This is a genomic window from Sorangium sp. So ce590, assembly GCF_051521365.1.
Lineage (GTDB): Bacteria > Myxococcota_A > Polyangia > Polyangiales > Polyangiaceae > Sorangium.
This window is the reverse complement of record NZ_CP150346.1, coordinates 257,206-268,419: the sequence shown is the minus strand read 5'-3', so window position 1 is coordinate 268,419 and position 11,214 is coordinate 257,206. Positions and strand designations below refer to the sequence as shown.

At 67.4% G+C, this 11,214-nt stretch carries 6 protein-coding genes; 3 read left to right on the top strand and 3 right to left on the bottom strand.

The window, feature by feature from the left end:
• Positions 1–620: 620 nt before the first annotated feature.
• Both WMF28_RS00990 and WMF28_RS00985 read right to left on the bottom strand, forming a co-directional pair.
• On the bottom strand, positions 621–1,895 hold the full coding sequence (locus WMF28_RS00990; RefSeq protein WP_437600117.1) for an IS91 family transposase: 1,275 nt from the start codon (positions 1,893–1,895) through the stop codon (positions 621–623).
• Positions 1,896–1,901: 6 nt separating this feature from the next.
• Entirely contained in the window at positions 1,902–2,765 is an 864-nt protein-coding gene (locus tag WMF28_RS00985) for a tyrosine-type recombinase/integrase (RefSeq protein ID WP_437600116.1), read from the bottom strand.
• Between the two features lie 1,556 nt (positions 2,766–4,321).
• Here WMF28_RS00985 and WMF28_RS00980 point away from each other — a divergent pair.
• Positions 4,322–7,687, top strand: coding sequence for a tetratricopeptide repeat protein (locus WMF28_RS00980; RefSeq protein ID WP_437600115.1), 3,366 nt, complete (start codon positions 4,322–4,324; stop codon positions 7,685–7,687).
• A 732-nt stretch (positions 7,688–8,419) separates the two neighbouring features.
• Here WMF28_RS00980 and WMF28_RS00975 read toward each other — a convergent pair.
• The gene (locus WMF28_RS00975; protein WP_437600114.1) at positions 8,420–8,803 is read right to left on the bottom strand and encodes a hypothetical protein; all 384 of its coding nucleotides are present in this window, start codon (positions 8,801–8,803) and stop codon (positions 8,420–8,422) included.
• A 350-nt stretch (positions 8,804–9,153) separates the two neighbouring features.
• Here WMF28_RS00975 and WMF28_RS00970 point away from each other — a divergent pair, with 350 nt between their 5' ends.
• Both WMF28_RS00970 and WMF28_RS00965 read left to right on the top strand, forming a co-directional pair.
• On the top strand, positions 9,154–9,651 hold the full coding sequence (locus WMF28_RS00970; protein WP_437600113.1) for a hypothetical protein: 498 nt from the start codon (positions 9,154–9,156) through the stop codon (positions 9,649–9,651).
• A 19-nt stretch (positions 9,652–9,670) separates the two neighbouring features.
• Entirely contained in the window at positions 9,671–10,582 is a 912-nt protein-coding gene (locus tag WMF28_RS00965) for a hypothetical protein (RefSeq protein WP_437600112.1), read from the top strand.
• Positions 10,583–11,214 lie beyond the last annotated feature (632 nt).

Sequence of the window (11,214 nt, the reverse complement as noted above, 5' to 3'; positions counted from 1 at the left end):
CGGCCCATCCCCCACCCCGCGCGGAGGACCCCCTCGCCGGGAGCCTGCCGTGGACGTGGAACCAGGGACGAGCTTGGGGAACGAATTTGAGGTGGCGAACCGTGGTGAGCCGTCGCATTCCCCGGGGTTTTGGAAGGGCGTAATGACGGATCGCACCCGTTCGGAGGGCATGGCCCCAACCCGGGCCCAACGAATAGGCGTTTGCGGGACTGCGCCTGAGCAGCAGCGGCGGCGAGGTCCCGGCGCAGTCGCGCAAACGTCGGGTTGGACCAACGAATAGGCGTTTGCGGGACTGCGCCTGAGCAGCAGCGGCGGCGAGGTCCCGGCGCAGTCGCGCAAACGTCGGGTTGGACCGGGCCGGTTCGCGGCCGGGCGGGGCGGTCGCGAGGCCTATGGGGATCCTGCCCGAGCAGGCAGCAGAGGGCGGGCTCGGCAGGGCTCGCACGCGGGGTGGATCCCGCCGCCACGACGTTGGGCGCAGGCGTGCCGAGACAGAGCGCGCAGCCGACGGAGACCCAGGAGCACGCACGCCGCCGACATGGAGGGCTCAGAAGGCGGATCGATGCCTGACCGCCGCGCAACGGAGGTGGTGTCGTTGCTCCTGCCCAGGCCAGCGATGCTCATGACGTGTCCGGAGGAGCAGCGGAAGAGGCGACGACGCACGACGGCAGCGGGCGGCGAGCCATCGCAGCCTGACCGCAGCGAGGACAGATGGACAGGTCGATCCCCGTGAGCTCGGCGAGCAGCGTGCACCAGTCGACCTTGACGATGTGGCGCGGAGAGGGCTCGTGCTCGTGAGAGCTGCCTTCCCGATGCTCCTCTCCCCCGGCAGCTCGCTGCCCTGCGTCTCGCGCCGCCAGGATCCTCGTGCGCGCCACCTCGAGCGTGGTGGTGGCGTGACACGCCGCCATCAAGCCGAAGTGTCGGATCTTCACGAAGCGATGAGGCAGCACGTGCAGCAGGAAGCGACGCAGAAACTCCTCTGCGGAGAGCGTCACGGTCTTGTCTCCGCGGGTCCGGAAGCACACGCCGCGCTCATCCATCGACCGCAGCCGGTGATTGGACAGCCCGACACGGTGGGTATAGCGACCGAGGTAGGCAAAGACCTGCTCGGGCCCAGCGAAGGGCGGCTTGGCGTAGACCACCCAGGGCTTGCGATAGAGCGCGTCGAGTAGCGCAGCGAAGGCAGCGGGGTTGGCCAGCGCGGCGGCCCCGCCGGTCAGGTCGAGCTCTCCGGCGTCATAGGCCTGCCGAAGCGCGGCGAGCAACTTGCCGCGGAAGAGCTTGCCGAGGACCTGCACAGGGAAGAGATAGCCGCGCCGGCCCTCGATCCAGCGCGAGCCGTCGAGCGAGAGCCCGCCGCCGGTGACGATGCAGTGCAGGTGCGGATGGAAGCCGAGATCGCGGCTCCAGGTGTGCAGCACGGCGGTGACACCGAGGTCGGCGCCGAGCCGCTTGGGATCGCGGCCGAGCGTGAGCAGGGTCTGCGAGCCGCACTGGAAGAGCAGATCGAAGACCCTCTGCTGGTTGACGAGCGCCAGCGGGCGCAGCTCGGCCGGGAGCGTGAAGACGACATGGAAGTAGTGCGTCGGTAGGATGCGCTGCTGCCGCTCGGCGATCCACCTGGCCTGGCTGAGGCTCTGGCACTTGGGACAGTGGCGGTTGCGGCAGGAGTTGTACGAGGGCTGCTCGTGGCCGCAGCTGGTGCACACGTCTACATGGCCGCCCAGCACCGCGGTCCTGCACGCAGCGATGTCGCGCAGGACCTTGCGCTGGGCGGTGGAGACGGCGTGGGCGTGCAGGTAGGCCTCGCCGTGGGCGCGGACGATATCCGCGACCTCGAGCCGAGGCCTACCCGTCGCCGCGGGCCGCGGTGTCGGGCGATGCGGGTGCACGCGACCTCAGCCGAGCTTCTTCTTGGCCTCCTGGGTGCCGAGCACTTCGACCGGGCTGCGGGTGCGACCGACGTGAGCCTGGCTGACGCGGGCGTAGCGGACGGTGGTGCGGATGGAGCGGTGGCCGAGCAGGGCCTGGATGACGCGGATGTCGGTGCCGAGCTCGAGCAGGTGGGTAGCGAAGCTGTGCCGCAGCACGTGCGGGGTGACGCGCTTGTGGAGCTTGCAGCGCCTCGCCGCCTCGCGCAGCGCGTTGCGCACCGCCTCGTGCGAGATGACCGAGCCCTGCTTGCGACCCGGGAACAGCTCCGGTCCAGCGGGTCTGTCCGCCCGCCAGTAGATGCGCAGCGCGGTCAGCACGGGGGCGCTGAGCATCACGTACCGATCACGCCCGTGCTTGCAATTGCGGACGTGGATGAGGTTGCGCTTGCTGTCGATGTCCTCGACCCGCAGCGAGCAGACCTCATCGATCCGCAGACCGGCGCCGTACGCCGTCAGTACGATCGTGCGCTGCTTGACCGAGCCGATCGCGTTGAGCAGCGCCTCGACCTCGGTGCCGCTGAGGACCGGCGGCAGCTTCTGGGGTACCTTCGGCCAGGGGATCTCGACGGCGACCTCCGGACGCCCGAGCGTGGTGGCGTAGAGGAACTTGATCGCCGCCACGTACTGGTGCTGCGTCGCCTCCGCGACCTTGCGCTGCTCGGCGAGGTAGAGCAAGAACGCGCGCACCTCGTCGAGACCCATCTGCTGCGGCGGCTTGCGGTGATAGGCTACGAAGGCCCGTGCGCAGCGGAGGTAATTGTCGCACGTCGACGGCTTGTATCGCCGCAGCTTCAGGTCTTCGGCCATTCGATCGCGGAGCTGTCCCATCGCTGCCCTCCTGGTGGACGCGGCGCCCGGGCAGGGGCGTCGCGAACGGCAGGGTGGGCAGGGAATGAGGCGGCGGGCGGCGAGTCCTGCGCGGCGCCGGGCGCTTTTTTTCGCAGTGAATACCGGCAAAAGTCGCGCTGCAGCAGCAATGACTGTCGTGACAGCCGCAGCGAAGACAAGGATCCGAGCCGCGGCAGGAAACCGCGGCTCGGTGTCCGGAATGCTTAACGGAGCAGGGCCCGCAGCATCTTCTTGAGCCTCACGACGAGCTCCTGCACCTCGTCAGCATCGCGCTCGCTCGCGCCCCCGAGCGCCGCCGCCAGGTCCATGGCTCCCAGGGTGTTACTGAGCACCCTCGTTGACGCCGATGGCGCGCCTGTCGATCCGGCTGTTTGATGGCGGGGCGCGAGGGCGGCGTCTTCATCGCGGTCGCGGTCGTCGTCGAGATCGCGGCCGTCCTCGCGGTCGCCCTCAGCAGGGACAGGAGCTGCCGCGAAGCGGCTTGGTCCAATCGGCGAGCCCTGTGCCCGGGGAGCTCGCGACGGTCGATCCATCGCCTCGGGTGGCCGTGGTCACGTCGCTCGCCGAGACGCTTACCCGCGCCGTGGCCCTCGGGGATGAGGTGGCGGCCCGGGTCGTTCACGAGGCGATCGGTCGGCTGCTCGGCCTGTCGGCGGTACCGGAGAGGCGAGCGCGTTCGCGCCGATAGGTGTCCCTTCCACCGGAACAGCCTGTCTTGCTCGCCGAGAACCTCGCCGCCTCGCTGCCGCTCTTGAGCATCAACGTCGCCTCCGCTCAACGCCATGGAGGGCCCCGGCACTCACGCCCTCTAGCACGCAGCACGCAGATGCGGACCCGGGGTCGGCTCCGCCGGCCTGGTATCTCCGGTGCAGCTCTGTGGGCCCCGTACCCTCGCGTAATCTGCCGCGCCCATTCCCGGTGGTCCCGCCTACATCCGGCCGAGTGACAGTCCGCCCCTGCTGAACTCTATCAGGTGGTCCTCCTCCGGTCGTGATTCGTTCTGCGGATCGGGTCGTGGTCCGTGAGGCCGATCTCTGACACCGGCCAAGGCCGCACTTGCGGGGCACCGCACCGGCCACCGTCGAACTCGCGGGCCACAGCGCCGGCCAAGATCAAGCTTGGGGGGGCACGGCACCTCCGGGTCTCCTTTCCTTGCGAGCGGCTGCGAGTGTACGCTGCGGTGGATGTCTACGGGCGCTGTGAGCATACGCAAGGTCGACGTAGTGATCCTCGTTGCGATCACTCTGGAGTACCAGGCCGCGCTTAGGGTTGAGGAGGGCGCGCAGCCAGGAAGCAGGTGGGAGCCAGAGAAAGGTCCAAACGGCCTTCCTGTTGCGTTCCGGAGCTTCCAAGCAGCACGTGGAAGGCCGCTCCGTATCGCGCTGGCGCAGGCAGGCGACATGGGGGCGGTCCCTGCGACGAACGCGTTGCTGCCGCTAGTAAACACGTACAGACCGAAGTGCGTCGCAATGTGTGGCGTGTGCGCGGGACGGCCTAGCAAGACGCGTCTAGGCGACGTCGTCACTGCCGAGCGCTTGTTCTTCCACGACACGGGTAAGCAGCTGCCAGACGAGGTGCAGCAGGATCTGACGACTTACAACCTGCGCGAGGACTGGAAGGTTGCGCTGGAACACACCGAGTTCGCCGCACGCTTTCGGGACACGTCCTGGTGGAGAAAACGCCCCGTTCCCTACGAGTGGCAGGAGAACTGGGTTCTGGCGAAGCTGTACGAGGGCGTCGTGCAACCTGACGCGCTGCCGGAGTGCTCGGATTTGTGCCCGGCGTGGGAGAAGGTCGTCGCGTCGTTATGGCAATCTGGGGATCTGCTAGACGGCACTCTCGAACTTACCGCCGACGGACGCAACCGGATCGGGCGCATCCTGATTCAACATCGCCGTCGGTTCCCGGATCTGTCCCCTGCGGGCGCCCTGCTTCCTTTCCGGGTGCACGTCGCGCCAATGGGCAGCGGCAACAAGGTTATCGAAGACGAAGCGTGCTGGACCTTCGTCTCGGAGCACATGCGCAAGACGCTGGGGCTGGATATGGAGGCGGCTGCCGTCGGCGCGCTCGCGCATGCCCAGCGCGACGCAAAGCTAGACGCACTGGTGATGAAGGGCGTCATGGACTTCGCTAACCACGGGCGGGACGATCACTTTAAGGAGTTCGCCGCCCGCGCTTCGGCCGAGTGCTTGATCGCGTTCCTGCGCGAGCATGTCGAGCCCGACGTTGTGCCCGGCGTCGACGATCTGTTGACTGACGGGCACGTGGACTTAGCGCCGAACGCGCCTCCGTCGGCGTTGCTCAACGCACGGCATGAGGTCGTGCCGTGGCACGAACAGGGACGCAAGGAGATCCTGGCCGAGCTGGATCGCTGGTGCAACGACGGGTCACCCGTGGGAATTCGGCTGCTGCACGCGGAAGGTGGCGTCGGAAAGACGCGTCTCGCGATCGAGTGGGCGCGCCGATGTCGCGCAGAAGGCTGGGCCGCGGGCTTCCTGGCGAAGGGCAGCTCCGAAGGCTGGTTTGAACGCCTGTGTGCACTGGGAAGACCGGTCCTCGCAGTGCTGGACTACGCGGAGAGCCGTGCGGATCTGCGCGACATGTTGCTGCGTGCGCTCCGTTACTGCCAGCAGCAAGGAACCGGTATACTGCAGCGCGTCCGCCTGCTGCTGCTCGCGCGCAGCGACGGCGACTGGTGGCAATCGTTGAGGCAGGAGGACGTCGCGCTCGGAGCATGGCTCGACGCGACGCCATCGCTAGACCTGCAGCCTTTGGCGAGGGGGGGCGCTGAGCGTGAGGCCGTGTTCCTAGAGGCAGCTCGGAGGTTTGCAGAGCGGCGGACGACCGCGCTGGTCGAACGTGAACCACCTGATCTCACGGACGCGCGCTTCGATCAAGTTCTATATTTACACATGGCCGCGCTAGCGACGGTTGCAGGCCTCAGGTTCGAGGCCAATACGCTGATGGATACGATCCTCGACCACGAGGAGCGCTTCTGGGAAGAGAGCGCTGGGCAAGCCGGCGTGGCGCTGGCCTCGCGGCGGTCGCTCGCGCGGCAGGTGATGGCGACGTCCACGCTGCGCGGCGGGATTGCGGACCCAGCCGAGGCATCCGCAGTTGTTGGCAGACTGTTGAGACGCAATCCCGGACAGCGCGAGGAGGATCTGTTGCGACTACTGCATCGAGTCTACCAAGGCTCTGGCCGAGGTGCCGTCTATATCCCTGCGCTCGAGCCAGATCTATTGGGAGAGGGGATGGTGCTGCGGGTGGGCGCGCCTAAACTCGCGGAGGATCGCCCTCTCTCGGACTGGATCGAGAGGGTCTTTCCACCGGACGAGGCGGGACTGCCCGTGCGCACGGGTTTTTCGGTGCTGGGGCACGCGTCCGCAGCGGGCCCGGCCGTGACCCGGCTGTGGATAGATCGGATGCTCGCCGGACCGCTGCATGATCGAGCACCACTGGCGCTGGAGGCCGCGAAGCGAGTTGGGCACCGAACGCCGTTTTCGTTGCTCGGTGAGGTGCTGGCCGACAGGCTGGAGGTGGGCGGAGACAGGGAGGTAGCACGCACGCTGGAAAAGGTTGGGCTGCCGCCCTTGACCGTGTCGTTACGTCGTGTCGCTGTTTGGGTGAGCCGGACGCTGCTCAAGCAAAGCGCTAGCGTAGTGGACGATCCGGCTCTCGAGGAGCAGGCACGGCGGCTGCACAACTACTCGCTCCAACTTACCGAGTTGGGGCGGCGAGATGAGGCACTGGAGGCCGCTAAGAAAGCTGTCGCCTGCTGCCGCACGTTAGCGGAGCACAACGCTGACGCTTCCTTACAGAAGCTTGGGATCAGCCTGAGCGGCCTGGGTACCGTGTTGGGTAACCTGGGGCAGCGAGATGAGGCACTAGAGGTCGCGAAAGAAGCGGTCGCCATCCACCGCAGGCTGGTGGAGCGCAACTCCGACCTCTTCCTGCCAAACCTTGCGCCCAGTCTGACCAACCTCGGTAGCACGTTCAGTGAACTCGGGCGTCGAGCAGAGGCTCTGGACGCCACACAGGAGGCTGTGGACTGTTGGCGCAGGTTGGCGGAGCGCAGCCCCGACACCTTCCTGCAGAACCTTGCCGCCGGTGTGAACAACCTCGGCGTCGTGCTGAGTGACCTTGGGCGGCCACACGAGGCTCTGAACGCTACACGGGAGGCTGTGGCCTGTTGGCGTAGGTTGGCGGAGCGCAACCCCGACGCCTTCCTTCCAGACCTCGCCGTAGGCCTGAACAACTTAGGCAGCAAGTTGAGTAGCCTGGGGTGGCAAGAAGAAGCGCTGAAAGTCGCACAGGAGGCCGTCACCTGGACCCGCACGCTGGCGGAACGTAACCCCGACGCCTTCCTTCCAGACCTCGCCATCAGCCTGAATAACGTGGGCTGCAGACTAAGTGAGCTTGGGCGGCTAAAAGAGGCGCTGGATGCCGCAGAAGAGGCTGTCGCGTGCAACCGCACGCTGGCGAAGCTCAACCCCGGCGCCTTCCTGCCAAACCTTGCAATCAGCCTGAGCAACCTGGGCACCACGTTGAGTGACCTTGGGCGGCTAGAAGAGGCACTGCAAGTCGCACAGGACGCGGTCGACTGCAACCGCGCCCTGGTGGAGCGCAACCCCGACGCCTTCCTGCCAAACCTCGCCAGCAGCCTGAACAGCCTGGGCCGGAGACAGCGCGAACTGGGACAGCGGGAGGCGGCGGTCGTCTCGACCCTGGAGGCACTTGAAGCTATCTGGCCCTTTTTCCTTGCAACACCTCGGGCCTTTGCAAGAGACGCGGGAACGATCGTCCAGAACCTTCTCGTAGGCTTGGAGGCGCTCGAACAACCAATCACTCCTGCGCTGCTCGAACGCATAGAACTCCATAACACGAAGATCCGCGACTGAACTTCGCGGTGTTCCGCCCGTCGTCTTCGGGGCTGCGTACGGTCGAAGCCTCAGCGCGGTCGAGGGGCCGCGTGAGCGCCGACGACGCCAGCGCACGAGCGAGGCGGCGAGGCGCCGGCGGCCGCTACAGCAAGGCGTTTCCTCAGCGGCCAGCGCCAGCACGCGCTCGAGCGTGGCGAGGTTGAAGCCCGGCCGAACGCGAACCACCCGCCCGTTGGGCAGCGCGCTCTCGCTCGGCTCCGCCTCGACCGGCGAGACGTCGGCCACCACGTTCACCGGTAGGAACCGCGACGGCTCGGGCGACGACGACGGCGAGGGCTGCGAGGGCCCATCAGCTCGCAGCTTCCAGCGCCACCGGTACAGCTCCTTCGGCTTGAGCCCTCGCGCCGCGCGAACTTGTCGACGCTCAACCCGCTCCGTTCCCATCGCTGCACCCTCTCGGCCCACTCCACCCTCGTCCCCATCGCTTCCTCCTTCGTCGCGATGGGGACAGGTAGCCAGCGTCGCGCGGACATGGACCGCCGCGAGAGTTCTCACCGGTCGCGGCGCTTTCCTGGGCCGCAAATGAGAAATTTCTCCGCTCGATCGCAATGAATGCCACGGGACACGCGGCACTTCTGCACGCTCGACCGCGTCGTCGCGGTGGTATGAAAAGCAGCGCCGCGCTGGATGGGCCAGCGCGGCGCTGTGGTCTCCCTCGTTTGCCCCCGGTGAACCGTGCGTGCTTCTCTTCTACCGGTCCATCGACGGCAAGCGGCGGCCCTGGCCCTCGTCCTTGCCTCCGCGTGCCCCGTACAGGCCGCGGCCGCGGACCCTCCTCCCCGGTCCCGCGAGGTCCAGGAGCTCATCGAGGAGGCGGAGAAGGCCGCCAAGCGGCTCGACCTTGCTCGCGCCCGCGAGCTCTGGGCGCGGATCAACGAGCTCGAGCCCTCGACGATGGCCGTGTGTCAGCTCGGCGTGTTCGACCTGCGCCTCGGCCGACTCGAGGAGGCCGCGGCCGAGCTCTCCACGTGCGTCGCGCAGATGCCCGCGCCGACCAACGACATCGAGCGCCGCCGCTACGAGGTCCGACGCGCCGACCTCGCGGCCGTTCGGCAGCGCGTGGCCGAGCTCCACGTGAGCGCCCCGCCGGGCACGGCGCGGCTCCTGGTGGACGGTCGCGAGGTGAGCGCGGGCGGCCCCGTTTTCGTCGTCCCTGGACAGCACGAGGTCACGGCGACGGACAAGCAGGGTCAGGTAGCCCGTGCGCTCGTCAGGGTGACGGCGGGGCAGTCGCGGCGCGTCGCCCTCGCCTTGAGGCCCCGAAGGCCGCCAGCGCTCCAGCGCGGGCGCGCAACCCGTGGACCCTCGGCACCGGCGCGGCCGCCTCGGCGGCCCTGCTCGGCGCCGGCGTCGGCCTTCACCTGGCCGGCAACGCCGCGGAGAGCGAAACGGCCGCCAAGGTGTCGCGCCTTTCGGACGGCTCGATGCTCCCGAGCAGCGCGCAGTTCCGCAAGACCTACGACGAAGCGCACGCGGCGAACACACGAGCGTGCCTGTTCCATGGCTTCGGCTCGGCTGCGCTCGTCGTCGGCGGTGCTGCCGATACCGCCGGTGCCCTCGACCCCTCCGCGTTCAAGCCGCACCCAGGGCGACGCTCCCCCTCGCGCTGGTTCGGCGCGGTGCTCGCGCTGGCGTTCGTGCTGGGCAGCGCGGCCGCGGTCCTGCGGTGGGGGCCCCCGCGTCACGCCGTGCCGCGCCTGGGGCCAGGGATCCAGGCCGCGGCGGATCGAGCCACCCCGCCGCCCTCAGCTCGACCGCTCGATCGATGCCCTGTGCCGCTCCCAGGGGCCACCACGCCGCCCGTCGCGACGCGGCCGCGCACGACCCGGCCCGCCGCTCCCACGCGGCAGACCATGAAGACGCCGGCGCAGGAGCCCGATCTCTGTGACTGTCTGCTCCCTTGTCAGAGGGCCTTTTACTGAGCAGCGTGAGGAATCCTCGATGCGATCTACGTCTTGTCTTGCTTTCAGCGTGGCTGCGCTGCTCGGTTGCGGAGAGGACCTCGAGATCCCCAAGCCCCGGACCGATGACAACCCGGTGTTGTTGTGGGTCGGCGACACGGCAGATTTTCCCATGTGTCCAGAAGGTCGACTCGACTACTGGGATGGTTGGGCTGGTGTACGCACCGATCCTTGGTACCAGAACGAATGCGGGACGTGCGCGTGCAGCCCTGCCGCGTGCGTGCTGCCAGACATGGTGAAGGCGCACGAAGCCGCTCGCTGCGCTGACGAGGGAATCGAGGTCAAGTTCGCCGATGCAGCCGACCCGCCAGGGCACTGCATCAAGACCTCGCCCCCTGTCCCGGGCGACGCGTTCGCCTCGGTGACCATCACGCCGCCTACGATGGCTCCCGCGTGCAGGGCGTCAGCGCAGTTCACTCCGCCGCCCCTCGGCGGGACGTTTGCACGAGCTTGCCCGTGGACCGGTGAGTATAGGACAGGGTTCGATGGGCTCGTGTGTATCACACCCGAGCACGACGGCTCGTGCCGGCCGGGCTTCTCCGCCCGCTTCGAGTTCCAGGAGAAGATCCGAGACGCCCGTACCTGCACACCATGCGAGTGCGGTGAGCCCGTCGGTGGAGTCTGCGTGGTGGATGTGCTGCTCTTCAGCGACACGAGCTGCTCGGACATGCTGATCTCGATCAACGGAATCGGTACACAGGAGGAAATCTGCTACGGCGCACCTATTGATTCGCCTCTGGCAGGAGCGCGCGTGGTGTTCGCACGGGACGAGCCGGGCACGTGCTCACCCAAAGCCACCGTCTCCCTGGTGGACGGCACGATCGAGAGCGGCGAGACCCGAACGTTCTGCTGCTCCAGCGCGGAGATCATCTATGGCAACGCTGACAACTGATCAAGACAGAGGGGTGGCCGCCGCGATGCGCTGGGTTGCGCTCTCCACGCTGGCCACGTGTGTGCTCATCGGCTGCTCGTCGCCGATACCTGAAGAGTGGCCAGATCCAGATCCGAGCCAGCTTATTTTGGTTTGGGACGGCCGATATGAGAGTGCTCCACGATGCGATGACAAGACATTGTGGGAAGGGTGGGCGGGTACGCCTGAGCCGGTCGAGTGCGAGCCTTGCGAGTGTGGCCCGTCTGCCTGTTTCCTATCGAGCAGGGTGCGCCTGTACTCCTCATCCACTTGCTCATTTGGAGACGATGTTGCCACGATCGATGCGGGCGGCTCCTGGGATGGGACATGCATGGCCCTTACCCACCCCATTCCGAGCGATTCCTACGCTGCCGTGATGATCGAACCACCGGTCGTGAGTGGCTGCGAGCCTGTCTCCCCGGTGCCTCCGCTGCGACGAACGAACATGACCTTCGTCCGGGCTTGCAGTCCAGACATCGACTTCTTTTCCACGGACTTCCTCCATTGTTACCCACCGCAGCCGAACGGCGGGTGCTGGGACTCCTACCGGATTCGGCGGGAGTTTCCCCTCTACAACGATACGCGCACGTGCAGCCCATGCTCCTGTAGCGAGC